Raw genomic sequence first — 20624 nt, 5'->3', positions numbered from 1 at the left:
GCACGAGTTATGTGAGTCGGAGGTTTTTTCGTATGACCACTTCTTTGCAACCTGCTTATGCTTTGGTCCCGGGTGCGAACCTGGAGGCCTATGTGCACACGGTCAACAGCATTCCATTGCTGACACCGGAGCAGGAGCGTGAACTGGCCGAGAGTCTCTACTATGAGCAGGATTTGGGGGCGGCTCGGCAGATGGTGCTCGCCCACCTGCGTTTTGTCGTACATATCGCCCGTAGCTATAGCGGCTACGGCCTGGCCCAGGCTGACCTGATCCAGGAAGGCAACGTCGGCCTGATGAAGGCTGTAAAGCGCTTCAACCCTGAGATGGGTGTGCGCCTGGTGTCGTTTGCTGTGCACTGGATCAAGGCGGAAATCCACGAGTTCATCCTGCGCAACTGGCGCATCGTGAAAGTCGCGACCACCAAAGCCCAGCGCAAACTGTTCTTCAACCTGCGCAGCCAGAAGAAACGCCTGGCGTGGCTGAACAACGAAGAAGTCCACCGCGTGGCCGAGAGCCTCGGTGTGGAGCCGCGTGAAGTGCGCGAGATGGAAAGCCGCCTGACCGGCCATGATATGGCCTTCGACCCCGCCGCTGAAGCGGATGACGACAGCGCTTTCCAATCGCCGGCCAACTACCTGGAAGACCACCGGTACGACCCGGCGCGTCAACTGGAAGACGCCGACTGGAGCGACAACTCCAACCACAACCTGCACGAAGCGCTGGAAGTGTTGGACGACCGCAGCCGTGACATCCTCTACCAGCGTTGGCTGGCAGAAGAAAAAGCCACGCTGCACGACCTGGCACAGAAGTACAACGTGTCGGCCGAGCGAATTCGTCAGCTTGAGAAAAGCGCGATGAACAAGCTGAAGTTGTCGATCGCCGCCTAAAACGTAGCGATAAGTCAAAAAAATGCCCCGATCGAAAGATTGGGGCATTTTTGTTTGGGCTCGAAAATCTGATATCCAGTGCGGTTCTCTGTGGGACCTGGCTTGCCTGCGATGAGGCCCTTTCACCAGCACCTCTGCAAGCTGCCACACCGCTATCGCAGGCAAGCCAGCTCCCACAGGGGTTGTGCTGTGTCAGTCGGACCACGGGGCCTTTCGGGAATTATTCAGCTCCACCAGGTAACCATCCCCACCCAACTGGCTCATCTGCTGGCGAATCCACGCCGCGCGCCGCGCCACATAGGACGTCGGATGGCTGGCGCTCCAAACCCGTGGGTTGGGCAGCACTGCCGCCAGGTAGCTGGCCTGCTGTCGGGAAAGCGCCTTGGCGCTCACACCAAAATGGTGCCGCGCCGCAGCCTCTGCGCCAAACACGCCTTCATCCCATTCCACGCTGTTGAGGTACACCTCAAGAATCCGCTGCTTGGGCCATAACACCTCGATCAATCCGGTAAACCAGGCCTCCAGGCCTTTGCGCAAATAACTGCGGCCGGTCCACAGAAACAGGTTTTTCGACACCTGCTGGCTCAAGGTGCTGGCGCCGCGAATCGAACCGCCGCGCTCGTTGTGCAGCAACGCGGCTTGAATCGCGCCAAAGTCAAAACCCCAATGTTGGGGAAAACGCTGGTCTTCACCGGCCATCACCGCCACCTTCAGGTCATCGGAGATCTCATCCCACGACACCCACGTGCGTTGCAGGTCAATCGGCTCGCCGTCGACCCAGGATTCGACCTTGCGCTCCACCATCAGCGCCGTGAACGGCGGCGGGACGACGCGCAACAGCAGCACCAGCAGCGCACTGCCGATGGCAAACCATTTCACGACTTTGAGAAAGCGTTTGAAGAGGAGACGCAGCATAGAGATGGCTTGGCCGAACCCGTTGAGGGGGCCATTATACAGACACCGCCCTTTGAGTCTGACTGGAGTTCCTCATGCTGCGTAGCTTTCTGATGCTGGCTGCCTTTTTCGGCTTCACCGGCGTCGCCCTCGGTGCCTTTGCTGCCCACGGCCTGAAAAACCGCCTGAGCGCCGAATACCTGGCGATCTTCCAAACTGGCGTGACCTACCAGCTGGTGCATGCCCTCGCGTTGTTCGGCGTCGCGCTGCTGGCGGCGCATATTCCTGGCCGACTGGTCAGCTGGGCGGGTATTTCCTTTACCGTCGGTATCCTGCTGTTCTCCGGCAGCTTGTATGCGCTGACCCTGACCGGCATCAGCAAGCTGGGGATCATCACGCCATTTGGCGGGCTGGCATTCCTGCTGGGCTGGTTCTTTCTGGGGCTGACGGCGTGGCGCTTGCAGCTTTGACCGCTTGACGCTTGCAGCTGACCTTAAGGTCCCAATCGCGCTAGAATGCTGGCCCCTAAAAACGATGGCGGCCCGTGGCATGCGCATTCAGTTGAACGGCGAATCCTTTGAACTGCCCGACGGTGAAACCGTTGCGGCCCTGCTGACCCGTCTGGACTTGACCGGGCGTCGCGTCGCAGTGGAGCTCAACCTGGATATCGTCCCGCGTAGCCAGCACGCCGACACGGCGCTCACCGAAGGCGACCAAGTCGAAGTGGTTCACGCCATCGGCGGCGGTTAGCCGTTCGGCGCTCAACGGCGCCACCCCGAATTCTGCAGAACCTCACCCCATTTCGAGGATTTCCCATGAGCATCGTTCGTAGCGACAAGCCCTTCGTCCTGGCCGGTCGTACCTACCAGTCCCGTCTGCTGGTCGGCACTGGCAAGTACCGCGACATGGAAGAAACCCGCCTGGCCATCGAAGCCTCGGGTGCAGAGATCGTCACCTTTGCCGTGCGCCGCACTAACCTGGGCCAGATCGAAGGCGAGCCGAACCTGCTCCAGGTGCTGTCGCCGGAACGCTACACCTTCTTGCCCAACACAGCAGGTTGCTACGACGCTATCGAGGCTGTGCGCACTTGCCGCCTGGCCCGTGAGCTGCTCGACGGCCACAACCTGGTGAAGCTGGAAGTATTGGCCGACCAGAAGACCCTGTTCCCCAACGTAATCGAAACCCTCAAGGCCGCCGAAACGCTGGTCAAGGAAGGCTTCGACGTCATGGTCTACACCAGTGATGATCCGATTATTGCCCGTCAATTGGCGGAAATCGGCTGCATCGCGGTGATGCCGCTGGCCGGTCTGATCGGGTCCGGGCTGGGTATCTGCAATCCGTACAACCTGCAGATCATCTTCGAAGAAGCCAAAATCCCTGTGCTGGTGGACGCGGGCGTGGGCACTGCCTCCGACGCCACCATCGCCATGGAACTGGGCTGCGATGCAGTGCTGATGAACTCGGCCATCGCCCATGCCCAGCAGCCGATCATGATGGCTGAAGCCATGCAACACGCAATCGTTGCAGGTCGCCTGGCCTATCTCGCCGGGCGCATGCCGAAAAAACTTTACGCCAGCGCCTCCTCGCCGCTGGATGGTCTGATCAAGTAAGAGCCATTGATGACTGAATCAAACGAAACGCCGAACACCGTGGAAGAAGGCGACGAGTCCAAGCACCGCCGCATCAAGAGTTTTGTGATGCGCGCCGGTCGCATGACCGAAGGCCAGCAAAAGGGCCTGGAGCAAGGTACACCGCTGTTCGTATTGCCACTGGCTGACGCGCCGGTGGACTACGACCAGGTGTTCGGCCGTTCGGCCCCGCGCTCCCTGGAAATCGGCTTCGGCATGGGCCACTCCCTGCTGGAAATGGCGGCTGCCGCGCCGGAACAGGACTTCATCGGTGTAGAAGTACACCGCCCGGGTGTCGGCGCGCTGCTTAACGGTGTGCTGACCCAAGGCCTGACCAACCTGCGGGTCTACGACTGCGACGCGATCGAAGTGCTCAACCGCTGCATCGCCGACAACAGCCTCGACCGCCTGATGCTGTTTTTCCCGGACCCGTGGCACAAGTCCCGCCACCACAAGCGCCGCATCGTCCAGGCTTCGTTTGCCGAACTGGTGCGCAGCAAGCTGAAAGTGGGCGGCATCCTGCACATGGCCACCGACTGGGAACCGTATGCGGAATACATGCTGGAAGTGATGGGCGTAGCGCCTGGCTATCGCAACCTGGCCGAAGACGGCAAATGCGTGCCACGCCCGGCCGAGCGCCCGATCACCAAGTTCGAACGCCGCGGCGAGCGGTTGGGGCACGGCGTTTGGGATTTGAAGTTCGAGAAAATCGACTGACAAGTCATTAGTTTGGAATGCAGTCAAAAATGTGGGAGGGGGCTTGCTCCCGATAGCGGTGGATCAGTCCTCTTGATGTTGACTGACACTCAGCTATCGGGAGCAAGCCCCCTCCCACAGGTGTATCTGTGTGTTGGGTTTGGGGTCAGCGGCGGTCTGCCACAACGCCAATCAACACCAGCACCACCACCAACACCGGCGCCAGGCTGTAGTTATTGAACTGGCTCAGCCCGCGCACTATCCACGGTGTGGCGTAGATCAACGCTGCGCCGCTGCCGATCATGCACACCAGCGCCATCAACGGTACGCGCAGCGCGCCGGCAATGCTGCCCAAGCGGCCTTCGATCCAGCCTTTGATATCAGCGCCAAACAGCACCAGCAAGCAGCCGACAAGAGCCAGGGCGATTTCCGACAGGTTGCTACGGCTCCAGCGGGATACGGTGGCGAGCAGGTCGAGTACCAAATCCATTCGATTTCCTTAGAGCGTCAGCTCAAAAACTTCTGCAACAGGTCATTGAGAAAGAGTTGCCCGCGGTCGGTCGCCGCCAGGCGTGACGGTTCGACCTGCATTAAGCCACTTTGTTCTGCTTCACGGCGGCCTTCGTCGAGGCTGGCCAGGTCGAGGCCGGTGCGCTCGGCGTACAGCTTGGATTCAACGCCTTCGGTCAGCCGCAACGCGTTCATCAGAAACTCGAACGGCAGTTCTTCATTGGTCAGTTCTTTCGCGCCGGCCTGGAAGCTTTTGGCCGGGTTTAGATAGTCCTTGGGCGCTCGGGTCTTCCACGTGCGCACGATGCGCCCGTCTGGATGGCTGAGCTTGCCGTGGGCGCCCGCGCCGATGCCGATAAAGTCGCCGAAGCTCCAGTAGTTCAGGTTATGCCGCGCCGGGCGACCCGGTTGGGCATAGGCCGACACCTCATATTGCGCGTAACCGTGTTCGGCCAGCAGCGCCTGGCCAGCTTCCTGAATGTCCCACAGCATGTCGTCTTCCGGCAGCACGGGCGGCTGGTTCCAGAAGACGGTGTTGGGTTCCAGGGTCAGCTGGTACCAGGACAGGTGGGTCGGCTTGAGGGCGATGGCTTGGCGCAAGTCGCTCAGGGCATCGTCCAGGGACTGGTTGGGCAGGCCGTGCATCAGGTCCAGGTTGAAGTTATCAAACCCGGCCTGGCGCGCCATGCCGGCGGCGCGTACGGCTTCATCGCCGTTGTGGATACGGCCCAGGGCTTCGAGCTTTTCCTGCTGAAAGCTCTGGATGCCGATGGACAGGCGATTGATCCCGAGCTTGCGGTACGCCACGAACTTCTCTTGCTCGAAGGTCCCGGGGTTGGCTTCCAGCGTGATTTCGATATCGCCGGCAAAAGGAATGCGGGCTTCCACGCCCTTGAGCAGGCGACCCAGTGCCGCGGCGCTGAACAGGCTAGGCGTACCGCCGCCGAAGAAGATCGAGCTCAGTTCACGGCCGTAAACCGCATGCAGGTCCTGATCAAGGTCGGCCAGCAGCGCGTCCACATACTCTTCTTCCGGCAGCACGTTGCTGGCCGTGTGGGAGTTGAAGTCGCAATAAGGGCATTTGCGCACGCACCACGGAATGTGGATGTACAGCGCCAGGGGCGGCAGGTGGGGCAGGGCCGCCCGAGGTGTTTGCGCGCCGCCGTGGATCAGCGGCTGCGCAGAGGTGTTTTGGGTCATTTCAGGCTCAGGCGTTGGCGCAGCAAATCCATTGCGCGGGCGCGGTGGCTGATCTGGTTCTTGTCGGCCGGGCTCAGTTCGGCGCTGGAGACATTACGCTCCGGCACCCAGAACAGAGGGTCATAGCCAAACCCATGCTCGCCGCTGGCCGCATGCAGGATGCGCCCGTGCCACAGGCCTTCGCACAGGATCGGCAGCGGGTCATCGGCGTGCCGCACCAGCGCCAGCACGCAGACGAACTGCGCACCACGCATCGCGTCCGGCACGTCCTTGAGGGCGTCCAGCAGCTTCGCGTTGTTGGCCGCATCGCCCTTGCCGTCGGCATAACGCGCCGAGTAGATGCCAGGGGCGCCGCCGAGGTAATCCACCGCCAGGCCCGAGTCATCGGCCAAGGCCGGCAGCCCGGAGATACGCGCGGCATTGCGTGCCTTGAGGATCGCGTTCTCGACAAACGACAGGCCGGTTTCTTCCGGCTCGACCTGGCTGAACTCGCCAATCGAGCGCAGTTGCACGGACTCACCGAGCATGGCCTGGAGTTCTTTGAGTTTGCCTGCGTTATGGCTGGCGAGTACGAGTTGGGTAAGGTTCATCATGGGGCCGGGAACAGTTCCTGGTTGAAACTGAAACCGTGAGCCTTGCCGCCGGTTTCAACATTGATGGTGAATATCTTGGTTTCCTGCTGCGGCACCGGGTATTGGGCGATGTAATTGGTGCTGCCGTTCTCGGTGACCTTCTTGAACGTCAGCATCTCGCTTTTGCCGCCGAGGTCTTTGACCGTGCCGGTGACGGTGGCATCGATCGGCGTCACGCCCTTTTGCACGAACACGTTGATCATGCCGACCTTTTTGTCGCGCACCACCTCCAGTTCCTGGGCCTGTTCCGGCTGCAGGAAGGTGGATGTGAAGGTGTTGTAACGCACCGTGATATCACCAAATTCCTTCAGGCGATTGCTGTCGATAGCGTCCGCTGCCATGGCGCTGGTGCCCAGGCAGGCGGTGAGTAGAAAAATAGCCAAACGACTCATGTTCGTCCTCCTTGAAAATGGTTAGACGGCAATTTGATGGTCTGTCAGGCCAGGGCTGCTGACTCGGTAGATACCGATTTCGCCCAACAGATTGGGCCATAGCTTACTCGCCCAGCCGTGGCGGTGTTGTTGATCGACAGCAAGGCGGTTGATCACCTTGGCTTCACGCTCGCCGCACAAGGCTTCGAAGTCTTCGAAGGTGCAGAAGTGGATGTTTGGCGTGTTGTACCACGTGTAGGGCAGGAAGTCCGACACCGGCATGCGGCCCTTGGTGGCCAGGTACCAGCGGCAACGCCAGTGGCCGAAATTGGGGAAAGTGATGATGCACTGGCGACCTACACGCAGCATTTCGTCGAGGATACGGTCTGGGTAGTGCACCGCTTGCAGGGCTTGGGTCATCACTACGATATCGAAGCTGTTGCTGGCAAAGTTGCCCAGGCCCTTGTCCAGGTCCTGCTCGATCACGTTGATGCCCTTGGCCACGCACTGGGCGATGTTGTCCGGGTCGTTTTCCAGGCCATAGCCGGTGACTTGCTTGTTGTCGCGCAGCCAGCTCAGCAGTTCGCCATCGCCGCAGCCAAGGTCGAGCACGCGGCTGCCGGCGGGGATCCAGTCTTGGATGATTTCCAGGTCGGCTCTCATGGCGTTCTCACAGGGCTATTCGGTTCATGTAGTTGCTGAAGGCTTGCAGGTAGCGCGGGATCGGAATCAGGAAGGCATCGTGGCCTTGCGGTGCATCGATCTCCAGGTAGCAGACGTCTTTGCGGGCGGCCATCAAGGCGTCCACCAGCTCTCGGGAGCGGGCCGGCGAGAAGCGCCAGTCGGTGGTGAACGACATCACGCAGAACTTGGCCGTGGCGCCCTCGAAGGTTTTCGCCAGGTCGTCGTCATGGTTCGCGGCCGGGTCGAAGTAGTCCAGGGCCTTGGTCATCAGCAGGTAGGTGTTGGCGTCGAAACGCCCCGAGAATTCCTCTCCTTGATAACGCAGGTAGCTTTCCACCTGGAACTCGACGCTGTGGAAGTCGTAGTTGAGCTTCTCGCTCTTGAGCCCACGGCCGAATTTTTCGCCCATGGAGTCATCGGATAGATAAGTGATGTGCCCGACCATCCGCGCCAGCATCAAGCCGCGCTTGGGAATCACGCCCGCTTCCTGGAACGAACCACCGTGGAACTCGGGGTCGGTGAGGATGGCCTGGCGCGCCACTTCGTTGAACGCGATGTTCTGCGCCGACAGTTTTGGTGCCGAGGCGATTGCCAGGCAATGGCGCACGCGATCCGGGTAGGAAATGGTCCACTGCAACGCCTGCATGCCGCCCAGGCTGCCGCCGATCACCGCGGCCCATTGTTTGATGCCCAGCAGGTCAGCGAGGCGGGCCTGGCTGTGTACCCAGTCTTCCACGGTCAGTACCGGGAAATCCGCGCCGAATGGCTTGCCGGTTTCCGGGTTGAGGCTGCTCGGGCCGGTGGAACCGTTGCAGCCGCCAAGGTTGTTCAGGCTGACCACAAAGAACGTGTTGGTGTCGATGGGCTTGCCGGGGCCGATGCAACTGTCCCACCAACCGGGCTTGCGCTCGTCAACACTGTGGAAACCGGCGGCGTGATGATGGCCGGACAGGGCGTGGCAGATCAGCACGGCGTTGCTCGCCGTGGCATTCAACTGGCCGTAGGTTTCGTAGATCAGGTCATAGGCCGGCAGCGAACGGCCACAGGCCAGGGCCAGCGGTTCGCTGAAGTGCGCCACTTGGGGCACGACCAGTCCAACAGAATCGGGGGGGAAGGCAGCTGGCATCGACCCTGCTCTCGTTTAAATGAGGCGTAAGTCTAAAGACCGCTGCACCTAGCGGCAAGCAAAGGCCTGCACCCGTACAAAGATACAAATGTGGGAGGGGGCTTGCTCCCGATGACGGCGTGGCAGTCGACATCTGTTTGACTGATCCACCGCTATCGGGAGCAAGCCCCCTCCCACATTTTTTACAGCACTCAGATCAGGCCAAACAGTTCCTTGGGCATGAACGCGTAGTAGGCCAGGCGCGGGATCACCCAGCTTTGCAGCAGCTGGATCGCGATAAACGCGAAGATCGGCGAGATATCCAGGCCGCCCAGGTTGGGTATTAACCGACGGAACGGTGCCAGCACGGGCTCGGTAATCTGCGCAACCAGCTCAGCACCCGGGCTGCGGCTGCCAGGTGCGACCCACGACAGAATCACGCTGATGATCATCGACCAGAAGATGATCTTCAAAAACAGCGAGAAGATGCCGATCAGGCCCCATGGCAACAGCAACACGGTGAAGGCCTGGTAGCCGTTGAGCATCAGGATCACCACAAACAGCAAAATCTGCAGCAGCAGCGCCAGTACCAACGACGACATATCCAGGCCGAACAGGCTCGGGATCACTCGGCGCAGGGGTTTGAGCAACGGTTGCGTAGCCTTCACCACGAACTGGCACAGCGGGTTGTAGAAGTTCGCCCGCACCAGTTGCAGGATAAAACGCATCAGCACGATCAGCAGGTACAGGCTGCCCAAGGTCTGAATGATGAAAATGGCAGCGTCATTGATTCCGAGCATGTGTGTTTCCTATCTAATCCAGTTGCGAGTAGGGGACGACTATTTACCCAGCTGCTCGGCCATTTCAGCCGAACGATGTGCCGCGGCACCCAGTGCTTTTTCCACCAGGGCTTCAAAGCCCCCGGCCTGGAACGATTCGATGGCCGCTTGCGTGGTGCCGCCCGGGGACGTCACGCGGCGGCGCAGCTCGGCCGCATCCACCTCGCTGGCGACGGCCATCTTCGCGGCGCCCAGCGCGGTTTGCTCGGCCAGTTGCTCAGCGACTTCGTGTGGCAGGCCCAGTTTCACGCCGGCGGCGGTCATGGCTTCGATCAGCAGGAAGAAGTAGGCCGGGCCGCTGCCGGAGACGGCGGTCACCGCATCCAGTTGCTGTTCCTGTTTCAGCCACAAGGCGATGCCCACCGCAGACAGCAGCTCTTGAGCCTGGTCGCGCTGTTGGGCGGTCACTTCGGACGTCGCGTACAGGCCGCTCACGCCCTGGCGCAGCAGCGCCGGGGTGTTGGGCATGCAGCGCACGATTGGCTGGGCACCCAGCCAGTTGTTCATGCTGGCGCAGGTGATGCCAGCGGCAATCGATACCACCAGTTGATGCGGTTGCAGGCTCGGGCGCAGGCTTTCGCACACGGCTTTCATGGCTTGCGGCTTCACCGCCAGCACGATCACGTCAACGCCCTGAATGGCTTCGGCGTTGTCGGCAAAGGTTTCGATCCCGTGCTCGGCGCTGACGCGCTCGCGTGTGTCGGCGCCCGGGTCGCTGGCGCGGATGTGCTGGGCTTGCAGGCCTTTGGCCCGTAAGCCACCGATCAGGCTGGCCGCCATGTTACCGGCGCCGATAAAGGCAATACGCGTGTTGCTCATGACAGGTCCTTATTCAGAGGAAAGTCAGCCATTTGATGGCTGGCCGTAGTCGCGGGCGCCAAACAGCGCGGTACCGATCCGCACCCAGGTGGCGCCTTGGGCGATGGCCGACTCAAGGTCGTGGCTCATGCCCATGGAAAGTGTGTCCAGGCCCAGGTTCAGGCTCGCTTGCAGGTCGCGTACTGTCGCGAAGGCTGCATCCTGCTCGGCACGGTCTTCAGTCGGCTCGGGGATCGCCATCAAACCACGCAGCTTCAGGCGCGGCAGGGCACTGATCGCTGCGGCCAGGGCCGGCAGGTCGGCGGGTGTACAGCCGGACTTGCTGGCTTCGCCACTGACGTTGACCTGGATGCAGATGTTCAGCGGCGGCAGGTCGGCCGGGCGTTGTTCGGACAGGCGTTGCGCGATTTTCAGGCGGTCCACGGAATGCACCCAAGCAAAGTTCTCGGCGATCGCACGAGTCTTGTTCGATTGAATGGGGCCGATGAAGTGCCAACTCAAGGGCAGGTCGGTTAATTCAGCTTGTTTGCCCAGGGCTTCCTGCAGGTAGTTCTCGCCAAAATCGCGCATCCCGGCCGCATAGGCTTCGCGTACCGCTTGTGCGGGTTTGGTCTTGCTCACGGCCAGCAGGTGGATGCTGCTTTCGTCACGTTGCACGGCGTGGGCCGCGGCGCGGATCCGCTCGCTAACCAGGCCAATGTTGTCTGCTATCGTCGACATTCAAGATGCACCCGTGGATATGGAGTCCGCGGCATTCTACTGGAAATGGAAAGCCCTATGGATATCACTGAATTGCTGACGGCCAGCGTGCGTCGTGGCGCCTCTGACCTGCATTTGTCGGCTGGCGTGGCGCCGATGCTGCGTGTGGATGGCGAGGTCTGGCCCCTGGACGGCCCGGCACTGTCCCCCCCGCAAGTGGCGGATTTATTGAGCCCTTTGCTCAACCAATACCAAGAAAAGGATTTCGAAACATCTCTTGAAACGGATTTTGCCTTCGAGCTGCCGGGCGTGGCACGGTTCCGGGCGAATGTGTTCCAGCAGGCGCGCGGCATGGGCGCGGTGTTTCGTACCATTGCGACCGAAGTACAAAGCCTGGAAAGCCTCGGGCTGGGAGAAGTGTTCCAGCGGATCGCCCGGTTTCCGCGCGGCCTGGTGTTGGTGACCGGGCCAACCGGGTCCGGCAAGTCCACGACGCTGGCAGCGATGATCGACCATCTTAATCAACACCGGCGCCAGCACATTCTTACGCTGGAAGACCCCATCGAATTTATCCACAGGCCGAAAATGGCCTTGATCAACCAGCGGCAGGTACAACGCGATACACACAGTTTTTCCACGGCACTGCGCTCGGCGCTACGGGAAGACCCGGATGTCATTCTGGTGGGTGAGTTGCGCGACCTGGAAACCATACGCCTGGCGCTGACGGCGGCTGAGACCGGCCACCTGGTATTTGGCACCGTGCACACCACTTCGGCGGCAAAGACCGTGGACAGGCTGGTGGATGTGTTCCCGGCGGGGGAAAAGGCCATGGTTCGCTCGATGCTGTCGGAGTCGTTGCAGGCCGTGGTGTCCCAAGTGCTGGTCAAGAAGATCGGCGGCGGGCGGGTGGCGGCTCACGAAATCATGCTGGGCACGCCGGCCATCCGTAACCTGATCCGTGAGGACAAGGTGGCGCAAATGGTCTCCGCGATACAGACCGGTGGGGCGCTGGGCATGAAAACGTTGGATATGAGCTTGAAGGCGTTGGTCAGCGAAGGGTTGGTCAGCCGCGAGGAGGCGCGGGGGCAGGCGAGGGTGCCGGGGGATATCTGAGGTCTTGCGGGCCATGAAAATCAAATGTGGGAGCGGGCTTGCTCGCGAAGGCGCAGTGTCAGTCACCATCTTAGGTGACTGATCTACCGCCTTCGCGAGCAAGCCCGCTCCCACATTGTTTACCGCATTTCAGCCAGGGATCAGCGCTGCACAACCCGCAGGTTGTTCTGCTCTTTAGGCAGAACACGCTTGGCAATCACGTAGTTCTTGTCCCAGAACGGCTTCTTCAGCGTGTCGATGCTCACCGACTTGCCACGACGCGGTGCGTGGATAAAACGGTCGTTGCCCAGGTAGATGGCAACGTGGTTGACCTGGCGGCTCTTCAGTTTGAAGAACAACAGGTCACCCGGTTTCAGGTCCTTGCGATCAACCTTCAGCCCGTGGCCGGCGGCCATGGCGTTGGAAGTGCGGGGCAAATCCACCGCTTTAACGTCATTAAAGGCATATTTCACCAAGCCACTGCAGTCGAACCCTTTACTTGGGCTGCTGCCGCCCCAACGATAAGGAGTACCGAGCACGTTAACGGCGCGGCTGAGGACATTACTGCTTTGCTTGGTGTTGCCGGCCAGTTGGGTATGAATGGCTTTACCGTGGGCCTTGCTCACTTGAGTAGGGCGGTTGACGGTCAGCTTTACCGACTTGGCAGTGCTGGGTGTGCTGTGAACTTTAGGGGTAAAACCGTTAACGTTAGGAAGACGTTGCTCACGATTGGTGGCGTGGGCGGCCAGTGGCATTAATAGGCAAATGGTTAGCCATGTCTTGAAAAATGGTCGCATTAGGCGTGGCTCTTTTTGGTTTGCGCGCAACTTTATAACAGCTTTTTGTGTCGTTCTAAGGCCGTTTGTCGACTGAACCCTGGGGTCAAATTCAGGAAAAACGCGACGAATTGCCGCTATTGTCCTACAGAGGTCAGGTGGCATAAGGCTTTGCGGGAGGGAAGATACCATTTGCCGTGCGTCGGGCGCCCGTAAAAAAGTCACAAAGAAAATGAAAAAATTTATCTATCGAGGCAAAAGAGGTACTCCATGAACACCTATCGACAGGATGTGATGCAGCAGGACACCCACAGCAAGGTGATTGGCTACCTGCTCTGGATTTTCGGTTTTACCGGGGCGCATCGCTTCTATTATGGCAAGCCCGTGACCGGGACAATCTGGTTTTTCACCTTCGGCCTGTTCGGTATCGGGTGGCTGATCGACGTGTTCCTGATCCCGGCCATGGACCGTGAAGCGGACCTGCGTTTTACCGCCGGGCCCATCGAATACAACGTGGCCTGGGTACTGTTGGCGTTCCTGGGTGTGTTCGGTCTGCACCGTATGTACCAGGGCAAATGGATCACTGGCCTGATCTACCTGCTGACCGGTGGGTTGTTCCTGATCGGTGTGCTGTATGACTTCTGGACGTTGAATACGCAGATTTCGATCCGCAATGCCGAGCGCAATAGCGGGCGCTGAGTCTCTCAAGGCCTATACAAAACCAAATGTGGGAGGGGGCTTGCTCCCGATGGCAGTGGGTCAGCTACAGATAAGCTGACTGACCCACCGCCATCGGGAGCAAACCCCCTCCCACTTTTTTTACCGTGTCCGCTTTAGGCCTGGTAGCTGATCCGCCCATCCACCAAGGTGTACCGCACCGTCGCCGGCAGGCTATGGCCGATGAACGGGCAGTTTTCGCCCTTGGACAGCCAGTGTTCCCCGGCAACCGTGGAGCTGGCCGGATCAAACAGCACCAGGTCCGCCGCCGAGCCCACCGCCAGCTTACCCGCCGGCAGGCGCAAGGCCTCGGCCGGGCCGGCGCTCAGGCGCGCCAGCAGCGTCGGCAGGTCGAGCAAGCCATCCTCCACCAGCGTCATCGCCAATGGCAGCAACAGTTCGACGCTGCTGATGCCCGGCTCTGTCGCGCCAAACGGTGCCAGCTTGGCATCCCGCTCGTGGGGCTGGTGATGGCTGGAGATCGCCGAGACAACGCCTGACTTCACGGCCGCACGCAAACCTTCACGGTCGGCCAGGGTGCGCAGCGGCGGCTGCACGTGGTAAAGGCTGGAAAAGTCGATCAGCGCCTCATCGGTCAAAATCAGCTGATACAACGCCACGTCCGCCGTCACCGGCAGGCCACGAGCCTGTGCCTGGGCGATCAAGGCCACGCCCCGCGCGCTGGTCAATTGGCTGAAGTGCGCGCGCACGCCGCTTTGTTCCACCAGCAGCAGGTCGCGGGCCAGGGCTACGGTTTCAGCGGTTTCCGGAATACCCGGCAGGCCGAGGAAGCTGGCGACGGCGCCTTCATGGGCCAGGCCGCCTTCGGCCAGGTCGCGGTCCTGGGAGTGAAAAATCACCGTCAGGTCGAAGGTGGCCGCGTATTCCAGGGCGCGACACAGCGTGCGCGTACTGCGGAAGCTTTCCAGGCCGTTGCCGAATGCCACGCAACCGGCGTCGCGCAGGGCGATCAGCTCGGCGAGCTGTTCGCCTTCCAGGCCTTTGCTCAGCGCGCCGATCGGGAACACTTTGCAATTGCCGGCTTCACGGGCGCGGTCGAGGATCAGCTCGGTCACGGCCGAAGTGTCCAGCACGGGCTTGGTGTGCGGCGGGCAGCACAGGCTGGTCACGCCACCGGCAGCGGCGGCGCGGGTTTCGCTGGCGATACTGCCTTTGCGGCTATAACCCGGCTCACGCAGGGCGACGTTCAGGTCCACCAGGCCAGGCGCGGCCACCAGGCCTTTGGCGTCGATGGTCTCAACCGCGCTGAAGCCGCTGGGCGCGGCGCCGATGGCGATGATTTTGCCGGCTTCCACATGAAGATCGGTAACGTGATCCAGGCCGCTGGCCGGATCGATGACTCGGGCGCCGAGAATGCTGAGCTTCACTGGGCGTTCTCCTGCTCGAATTGACGTTGCGCGGTTTGCCCGCTCATGGCCATGGACAGCACGGCCATGCGTACGGCGATGCCGTAAGTCACCTGGTTCAAGATCACCGATTGCGCGCCGTCGGCCACCGCCGACTCAATCTCTACGCCACGGTTGATCGGGCCTGGGTGCATCACGATGGCATCCGGCTTGGCGCCGGCCAAACGCGCGGTGGTCAGGCCGAACAGGCGGTAGAACTCACCTTCGCTCGGCAGCAGGCCGCCGGCCATACGCTCGCGTTGCAGACGCAGCATGATCGCCACGTCCACATCCTTAAGGCCTTCGGCCATGTCGGTGTAGACCTTCACGCCGTACTGCTCGATGCCGATCGGCAGCAAGGTTTTTGGCGCGATCACGCGGATGTCCGGGCAACCCAGGGCTTTGAGGGCCAGCATGTTTGAGCGGGCTACCCGCGAGTGCAGGATGTCGCCGACGATGGCCACCGACAGGTTTTCAAAGCCGCCCTTGTGCCGACGGATCGTCAGCATGTCGAGCATGCCTTGGGTCGGGTGGGCGTGACGGCCGTCGCCGCCATTGATGATTGCCACGTTCGGGCACACGTGTTCGGCGATGAAGTGCGCGGCACCGGAGTCGCCGTGGCGTACCACGAACATGTCGGCGGCCATGGCTTCCAGGTTGCGCAGGGTGTCGAGCAGGGTCTCGCCCTTGCTCGCCGACGAGGTGGACACGTTCAGCGTGATCACGTCGGCCGACAGCCGCTGGGCCGCCAGTTCAAAGGTGGTGCGGGTGCGGGTAGAGTTCTCGAAGAACACATTGCAGATGGTCTTGCCGCGCAGCAGCGGGACCTTCTTCACCGCGCGGCCACCGACTTCAAGGAACGAGTCGGCCGTGTCGAGGATTTCAGTCAGCAGTTCGCGGGGCAAACCGTCGAGGGACAAGAAGTGTTGCAGCTGGCCCTGAGCATTGAGCTGCAGCGGGCGCTTGGCATCTAGAGGCGTCATCGCGGGGACTCTGTACAAGGCGGTTTAAAGGGCAAGGTCTTGCAGTTCGAGTTCGAGCGGCGTTGGACCGGACAATTTTACCCGCTGGTGGGCTCCCAGGGACAGGGTTGCGCCGACTACATCCGGGCTGATCGGCAATTCGCCGGCGTCCAGGTCCAGCAGGCACACCAGGGTCACACTGGCGGGGCGGCCATAGTCGAACAGCTCGTTCATGGCGGCGCGGATAGTGCGGCCGCTCATCAGCACGTCGTCGATCAGCACCAGGTGCTGGCCTTCGATTTCGAACGGCAGGGCCGAAGGACGCACTTGCGGGTGCAGGCCGTTCTGGCTGAAGTCGTCGCGGTAGAAGGACACATCCAGCGTGCCCAGTGGCGAATCACTGCCCAGTTCTTCCAATAACGCTTGGGCCACCCACACACCGCCGGAGCGAATGCCGATAAAGCGCGGTTCGCTGATGGCACGGTGTTGCAGGTGCGCCTTGAGGCGAATCGCCATCTGGCTGATCAGTTCGGCGGGATTGGGCAGGCTCATGGTGGCTCCTTCAAGGCCTTGCGCGGCGGGGGTGCGTGCAAGGTCCGGGCTCAAACGTAAAAAGACGCGGCAAGCCGCGTCAGTCAGGATTCAAATAAAGCGGTGTTTTCATCCAGCCAACCCTGCAACAGCAAGGCGGCGGCGATGGCGTCCACCGGGTTGTCGCGGTAACTGCCTTTCTGGCCGCCACGGTCCCGGCGCTCGCCTTTGGCTTCAAAGGTGGTCAGGCGTTCGTCGTGGGTATAGAAGGGCAGGTTGTAGCGGCCGTTGAGGCGGCGGGCGAACTTTTCCGCGCGCAGGCACATCTCGCTGGGGGTGCCGTCCATGTTCAAGGGCAGGCCAACCACGACTGCGTCGGGCTTCCACTCCTTGATCAGGGCTTCGACCTGGTTCCAGTCCGGCACGCCGTTCTGGGCTTTCAAGGTGCACAGCTCACGGGCCTGGCCGGTAATGACCTGGCCGACTGCCACGCCGATCTGTTTGGTGCCGTAGTCAAACCCGAGGATCAAGCGCAAGGCCATCAGGCGTGCCCCGCCTGGCTGGTCAGCAGGTTGAGGTTGACCCGCAACTTGGCCGCCGCCGCTTCCAGGCGCAGTTCGCTGGCGGTGTTGAACAGGATGTCGGCGTCGAACGGGCAGGTCAGCCACGCATTACTGGCCAATTCGGCCTCCAGTTGCCCGGCTTCCCAACCGGCGTAGCCGAGGGTAATCACGCTTTGCTCAGGCCCCACGCCGTCGGCGATGGCGAACAGCACGTCTTGGGAAGTGGACAACGACACACCTTCGAGGTCGACCGTGGCCTGAAACTTGGGCCCGGTCGGGTGCAGCACAAAACCGCGATCGGTCTGCACCGGCCCGCCGATATAGATCGGCACGCTCTGGCAACGGGCCGGCGGGTCGATCTCGGGGCGCAGTTGCTCAAGGATGTCGGCCAGGTTCAGCTCTTGCGGGCGGTTCACCACCAGCCCCATGGCACCATTGGCCGTGTGCTCGACGATATAGGTCAAGGTCTGCGCAAAGTTCGGGTCGGCCATATGGGGCATGGCGATCAGGAATTGGTGCTTGAGGTAGGTCGGGCTGACATTTTTCATGTCCGCTAGTGTGGCGTTGGAGGGGCGAACTGACAAGCTGGGGATGCGGGTGATGTGGCAATTGTCATCAATTGCTGAACAGCTGATCACCCCGGGCAAACTTCCAGGTGCGGATGATTTCCAGGCGGTCTACATCATTCAGGTCGCCGGTAAACGGTGCGAAAGGCGCGGCCAGGCGCACGATGCGCTGGGCGGCCTGGTCCAGCAGCGGCTGGCCGGATGACTCCAGCACCTGCACTTCATATAACGAACCATCACGGTTGATCGACACCAACAAGCGCAAATTGCCATAGATCTGCTGGCGCCGGGCTTCATCCGGGTAGTTGAGGTTGCCGATGCGTTCGACCTTCTTGCGCCACTCGTCCTTATACCAGGCACCTTTGTCGCGCATGGTCGAGGCAGCGTTCAGGCGGTAGATACGGGGGCGCTTGGCGTACAACTGTTGTTCGTTGGCCAGTTCGGCTTCGAGGCTGGAGATCTGGTCGGAGAGCTGCGAACTGTCAAAAGTCGGCGCCGGTTTTACTGGTTCGGGCTGCGGCTCGGTCTTGGCTTTCTCGCGCTGGGTCGGGGCTTTTTGCGGTTTGGGCGCGACGGTGGTCACCGCAGCCTTGGGCGCGGCTTGCTTGACTTCGGGCTTGGGCGTCGGCGGCGGGGTGACTTTATTGACCTTGTTGTCCTGGAACGGCGCCACTTCAGTGGTCTTGGGCACGGCTTTCTTGTCGAGCGTGCCGCTGCCCTGCTGGTTGTCCTGAGCGAGAAAATCCGCCTTCTCCGGCTTCTTTTCGCTCTTGAACGTGGCGAGGGTGATTTCCAGGGTTTTGGTGATCTGCTTGGGTTCGACAAAGGTGAAGCCCAGGCCGAGCAGCAAGGCGAGGTGAATCAAGGCCGCCAGGAACAGGGTAAATCCGAGCCGATCAGCCGGGCGCACGCCACTGTGGGAGAGTTCGGGGGACAGATCGGACGGGAGTGTCATGACAAAAAAACCAACATCGCGCGTTTCACAGGTGGCGCATGATAACGCAATGTTGGTGTGTGTCCGGCTGTTCTATGTCACTTGGCTTGTAGCTTGCGCTCAATGGCCGCCATCAGCATTTCGCCGATGTTCGTGCCAAATGCGTTGTCAATCTCGCGGATACAGGTCGGGCTGGTGACGTTGATTTCAGTGAGGCTCTCACCAATAACGTCAAGCCCCACAAACAGCAGGCCTTTCTCGCGCAGGGTTGGGCCAACCTGAGCGGCGATCCAACGGTCCTTATCCGACAATGGCCGTGCTTCACCACGACCGCCGGCCGCCAGGTTGCCACGGGTTTCACCCGCTGCCGGGATACGCGCCAGGCAGTAATCCACCGGCTCGCCGTCGATCATCAGGATGCGCTTGTCGCCGTCCTTGATCGCCGGCAGGTAAGCCTGGCCCATGATCTGCTGGGTGCCCAGCGCGGTCAGGGTTTCCAGGATCACCGACAGGTTCGGGTCGCCGGCACGGTGACGGAAGATCGAGGTGCCGCCCATGCCGTCCAGCGGCTTGAGGATCACATCGCCGTGCTTGGCGGCGAATTCACGCAACACATCGGCGCGGCGGCTGACCACGGTGGGCGGGGTGCACTGCGGGAACAGCGTGGCGAACAGCTTTTCATTGCAGTCGCGCAGGCTTTGCGGCTTGTTGACGATCAGCACGCCGGCGCGCTCGGCTTGTTCCAGCAGGTAGGTGGAGTAGACGAATTCCATGTCGAACGGCGGGTCCTTGCGCATCAGGATCACGTCCAGGTCGCTCAAGGGGCTGTCGATTTCATCCGCAAGCTCAAACCACTTTTCCGGGTTGGCAAACACCTGCAGCGGGCGCATGCGTGCGCGGGCTTCGCCGTCGCCCTGGTAAAGGTCGCGCTGCTCCATATAGAACAGGCTCCAGCCGCGGGCCTGGGCGGCCAGGAGCATGGCCAGCGAGCTGTCCTTTTTATAGGAAATGCTGGCGATAGGGTCCATGACAATGCCGACGCGAACGCTCATGGGGGATTTTCCTCTAGCAAATTAGGGCGCATAAAAGTGGCGTCAGAGTGGCGCTGCGGCTGTTGTGGGTCAAGGAAAAACCACCTGGCCGGTTGCTCGATAGATTGCGCCCGGAGACTGTGCTAAAAAGACTGGCACGGCGCAGCAGCCCTTGAATTCCAAGGCTTGCGGCGCTCATCCTGTGCAACATCAGGCAGTACACACCGAAAACCGATTCGCTGTGGCGATGGTAGAGCAGATATGGAACAGCATTCCAACGCCTTGAGAGTGATGGTGATCGACGATTCGAAAACGATCCGCCGCACCGCCGAGACGCTGTTGAAGAACGTGGGGTGCGATGTCATCACGGCCATCGACGGTTTCGATGCATTGGCCCGGATTGTTGATCACCACCCGCACATTATCTTTGTCGACATCATGATGCCGCGCCTGGATGGCTATCAGACCTGCGCCCTGGTGAAGAATAATCCGGCGTTCAAGTCGATCCCGGTGATCATGCTGTCCTCCAAGGACGGCCTGTTCGACAAGGCCAAGGGGCGCATCGTTGGTGTCGATCAGTTTTTGACCAAGCCTTTCAGCAAGGAAGAACTGCTGAGTGCGATCAAGGCCTATGTGCCAGGGTTCGCCGCAGTAGAACAAGCACACTGACGCCGCCTCACAAGGGCAGGCGCCGACCAATGTAGTGGGGAAAACCATGGCACGCGTTCTGATCGTCGACGATTCGCCGACTGAAATGTACAAACTGACCGGCATGCTGGAAAAGCATGGGCATCAGGTCCTCAAGGCCGAAAATGGCGCTGACGGCGTGGCGCTTGCCCGTCAGGAAAAACCCGATGCGGTCCTGATGGACATCGTGATGCCGGGCCTCAATGGCTTCCAGGCAACGCGTCAGCTGTCCAAGGAGCCGGAAACCAACGGCATTCCGATCATCATCATCACCACCAAGGATCAGGAAACCGACAAGATCTGGGGCGCGCGCCAGGGCGCCAAGGACTACCTGACCAAGCCGGTGGACGAAGAAACCCTGATTGCCACCCTGAACAAGGTGCTGGCCGGCTGAC

At 60.9% G+C, this 20624-nt stretch carries 27 protein-coding genes; 9 read left to right on the top strand and 18 right to left on the bottom strand.

The window, feature by feature from the left end:
* The first annotated feature begins 32 nt into the window (after positions 1-32).
* Complete coding sequence (gene rpoH / locus ACI77D_RS07580) at positions 33-887, top strand: RNA polymerase sigma factor RpoH (protein WP_003176698.1); 855 nt, start codon at positions 33-35, stop codon at positions 885-887.
* 192 nt (positions 888-1079) lie between these two features.
* On the opposite strand, the gene mtgA is transcribed toward rpoH, so the two are convergent.
* Positions 1080-1802, bottom strand: a complete 723-nt coding sequence (gene mtgA, locus ACI77D_RS07575; RefSeq protein ID WP_407016336.1) for a monofunctional biosynthetic peptidoglycan transglycosylase — start codon at positions 1800-1802, stop codon at positions 1080-1082.
* A gap of 74 nt (positions 1803-1876) precedes the next feature.
* Here mtgA and ACI77D_RS07570 point away from each other — a divergent pair, with 74 nt between their 5' ends.
* The 4 genes from ACI77D_RS07570 to trmB all read left to right on the top strand — a co-directional run bounded on the left by ACI77D_RS07570 (position 1877) and on the right by trmB (position 4126).
* Positions 1877-2251, top strand: coding sequence for a DUF423 domain-containing protein (locus ACI77D_RS07570; RefSeq protein ID WP_064454557.1), 375 nt, complete (start codon positions 1877-1879; stop codon positions 2249-2251).
* A 79-nt stretch (positions 2252-2330) separates the two neighbouring features.
* Positions 2331-2531: a sulfur carrier protein ThiS gene (gene thiS / locus ACI77D_RS07565; protein ID WP_053258809.1), complete on the top strand. Its 201-nt coding sequence runs from the start codon at positions 2331-2333 to the stop codon at positions 2529-2531.
* Positions 2532-2596: 65 nt separating this feature from the next.
* On the top strand, positions 2597-3391 hold the full coding sequence (locus ACI77D_RS07560; protein ID WP_407016335.1) for a thiazole synthase: 795 nt from the start codon (positions 2597-2599) through the stop codon (positions 3389-3391).
* A gap of 9 nt (positions 3392-3400) precedes the next feature.
* On the top strand, positions 3401-4126 hold the full coding sequence (trmB, locus tag ACI77D_RS07555) for a tRNA (guanosine(46)-N7)-methyltransferase TrmB (protein ID WP_064454555.1): 726 nt from the start codon (positions 3401-3403) through the stop codon (positions 4124-4126).
* 145 nt (positions 4127-4271) lie between these two features.
* Here trmB and ACI77D_RS07550 read toward each other — a convergent pair whose 3' ends face one another.
* The 9 genes from ACI77D_RS07550 to ACI77D_RS07510 all read right to left on the bottom strand — a co-directional run bounded on the left by ACI77D_RS07550 (position 4272) and on the right by ACI77D_RS07510 (position 10985).
* Positions 4272-4595, bottom strand: coding sequence for a DUF3392 domain-containing protein (locus ACI77D_RS07550; protein ID WP_064454554.1), 324 nt, complete (start codon positions 4593-4595; stop codon positions 4272-4274).
* A 17-nt stretch (positions 4596-4612) separates the two neighbouring features.
* Positions 4613-5815 (bottom strand): radical SAM family heme chaperone HemW, encoded by a 1203-nt coding sequence (gene hemW, locus ACI77D_RS07545; protein ID WP_407016334.1) that lies wholly within the window; start codon positions 5813-5815, stop codon positions 4613-4615.
* On the bottom strand, positions 5812-6408 hold the full coding sequence (gene rdgB, locus ACI77D_RS07540) for an RdgB/HAM1 family non-canonical purine NTP pyrophosphatase (protein ID WP_064454552.1): 597 nt from the start codon (positions 6406-6408) through the stop codon (positions 5812-5814). Before rdgB ends, hemW begins: the two co-directional genes overlap by 4 nt.
* Positions 6405-6839, bottom strand: a complete 435-nt coding sequence (locus tag ACI77D_RS07535; protein ID WP_064454551.1) for a DUF4426 domain-containing protein — start codon at positions 6837-6839, stop codon at positions 6405-6407. The genes rdgB and ACI77D_RS07535 overlap by 4 nt, the downstream gene beginning before the upstream one ends.
* Positions 6840-6860: 21 nt before the next feature.
* Positions 6861-7481: a methionine biosynthesis protein MetW gene (gene metW, locus ACI77D_RS07530; protein ID WP_003213768.1), complete on the bottom strand. Its 621-nt coding sequence runs from the start codon at positions 7479-7481 to the stop codon at positions 6861-6863.
* 7 nt (positions 7482-7488) lie between these two features.
* Entirely contained in the window at positions 7489-8628 is a 1140-nt protein-coding gene (locus ACI77D_RS07525; RefSeq protein WP_064454550.1) for a homoserine O-acetyltransferase, read from the bottom strand.
* Positions 8629-8819: 191 nt separating this feature from the next.
* Positions 8820-9407, bottom strand: a complete 588-nt coding sequence (locus ACI77D_RS07520) for a YggT family protein (RefSeq protein ID WP_053258481.1) — start codon at positions 9405-9407, stop codon at positions 8820-8822.
* Positions 9408-9446: 39 nt separating this feature from the next.
* A complete protein-coding gene (gene proC, locus ACI77D_RS07515) occupies positions 9447-10265 on the bottom strand; it encodes a pyrroline-5-carboxylate reductase (RefSeq protein ID WP_407016333.1) in 819 nt (272 codons plus the stop codon).
* A 24-nt stretch (positions 10266-10289) separates the two neighbouring features.
* Complete coding sequence (locus tag ACI77D_RS07510; RefSeq protein WP_064454548.1) at positions 10290-10985, bottom strand: YggS family pyridoxal phosphate-dependent enzyme; 696 nt, start codon at positions 10983-10985, stop codon at positions 10290-10292.
* A 57-nt stretch (positions 10986-11042) separates the two neighbouring features.
* Between ACI77D_RS07510 and ACI77D_RS07505 the strand changes: the two genes are divergently transcribed.
* Positions 11043-12077, top strand: a complete 1035-nt coding sequence (locus ACI77D_RS07505; RefSeq protein WP_064454547.1) for a type IV pilus twitching motility protein PilT — start codon at positions 11043-11045, stop codon at positions 12075-12077.
* A 140-nt stretch (positions 12078-12217) separates the two neighbouring features.
* On the opposite strand, the gene ACI77D_RS07500 is transcribed toward ACI77D_RS07505, so the two are convergent.
* On the bottom strand, positions 12218-12853 hold the full coding sequence (locus tag ACI77D_RS07500) for a C40 family peptidase (RefSeq protein ID WP_053258477.1): 636 nt from the start codon (positions 12851-12853) through the stop codon (positions 12218-12220).
* Between the two features lie 249 nt (positions 12854-13102).
* Here ACI77D_RS07500 and ACI77D_RS07495 point away from each other — a divergent pair, with 249 nt between their 5' ends.
* Positions 13103-13531 (top strand): TM2 domain-containing protein, encoded by a 429-nt coding sequence (locus ACI77D_RS07495; RefSeq protein ID WP_064454546.1) that lies wholly within the window; start codon positions 13103-13105, stop codon positions 13529-13531.
* A 134-nt stretch (positions 13532-13665) separates the two neighbouring features.
* Here ACI77D_RS07495 and ACI77D_RS07490 read toward each other — a convergent pair whose 3' ends face one another.
* From ACI77D_RS07490 to gshB, 7 genes are all read right to left on the bottom strand, one after another.
* Positions 13666-14937: a dihydroorotase gene (locus ACI77D_RS07490; protein ID WP_064454545.1), complete on the bottom strand. Its 1272-nt coding sequence runs from the start codon at positions 14935-14937 to the stop codon at positions 13666-13668.
* A complete protein-coding gene (locus ACI77D_RS07485; protein ID WP_407016332.1) occupies positions 14934-15938 on the bottom strand; it encodes an aspartate carbamoyltransferase catalytic subunit in 1005 nt (334 codons plus the stop codon). Before ACI77D_RS07485 ends, ACI77D_RS07490 begins: the two co-directional genes overlap by 4 nt.
* Before the next feature lie 24 nt (positions 15939-15962).
* Positions 15963-16469 (bottom strand): bifunctional pyr operon transcriptional regulator/uracil phosphoribosyltransferase PyrR, encoded by a 507-nt coding sequence (pyrR, locus tag ACI77D_RS07480; protein ID WP_407016331.1) that lies wholly within the window; start codon positions 16467-16469, stop codon positions 15963-15965.
* Positions 16470-16552: 83 nt separating this feature from the next.
* Positions 16553-16990 carry a Holliday junction resolvase RuvX gene (gene ruvX, locus ACI77D_RS07475; RefSeq protein WP_003213744.1) on the bottom strand — a complete coding sequence of 146 codons (438 nt, stop codon included), beginning with the start codon at positions 16988-16990 and terminating at the stop codon, positions 16553-16555.
* The gene (locus ACI77D_RS07470) at positions 16990-17559 is read right to left on the bottom strand and encodes a YqgE/AlgH family protein (protein WP_057022840.1); all 570 of its coding nucleotides are present in this window, start codon (positions 17557-17559) and stop codon (positions 16990-16992) included. The genes ruvX and ACI77D_RS07470 overlap by 1 nt, the downstream gene beginning before the upstream one ends.
* A 67-nt stretch (positions 17560-17626) precedes the next feature.
* Positions 17627-18532 carry an energy transducer TonB gene (locus tag ACI77D_RS07465; protein WP_407016330.1) on the bottom strand — a complete coding sequence of 302 codons (906 nt, stop codon included), beginning with the start codon at positions 18530-18532 and terminating at the stop codon, positions 17627-17629.
* A 77-nt stretch (positions 18533-18609) separates the two neighbouring features.
* On the bottom strand, positions 18610-19563 hold the full coding sequence (gene gshB, locus ACI77D_RS07460; RefSeq protein ID WP_064454541.1) for a glutathione synthase: 954 nt from the start codon (positions 19561-19563) through the stop codon (positions 18610-18612).
* Between the two features lie 240 nt (positions 19564-19803).
* Here gshB and pilG point away from each other — a divergent pair, with 240 nt between their 5' ends.
* Both pilG and pilH read left to right on the top strand, forming a co-directional pair.
* Positions 19804-20211 carry a twitching motility response regulator PilG gene (pilG, locus tag ACI77D_RS07455; protein ID WP_003176671.1) on the top strand — a complete coding sequence of 136 codons (408 nt, stop codon included), beginning with the start codon at positions 19804-19806 and terminating at the stop codon, positions 20209-20211.
* Between the two features lie 46 nt (positions 20212-20257).
* Positions 20258-20623: a twitching motility response regulator PilH gene (gene pilH / locus ACI77D_RS07450; RefSeq protein WP_014720320.1), complete on the top strand. Its 366-nt coding sequence runs from the start codon at positions 20258-20260 to the stop codon at positions 20621-20623.
* Position 20624: the final 1 nt, after the last annotated feature.

This window comes from Pseudomonas sp. O39 (assembly GCF_045447295.1).
Lineage (GTDB): Bacteria > Pseudomonadota > Gammaproteobacteria > Pseudomonadales > Pseudomonadaceae > Aquipseudomonas > Aquipseudomonas antarctica_A.
The sequence above is the reverse complement of the archived record's forward strand: the minus strand, read 5'-3'. Positions and strand labels throughout refer to the sequence as shown.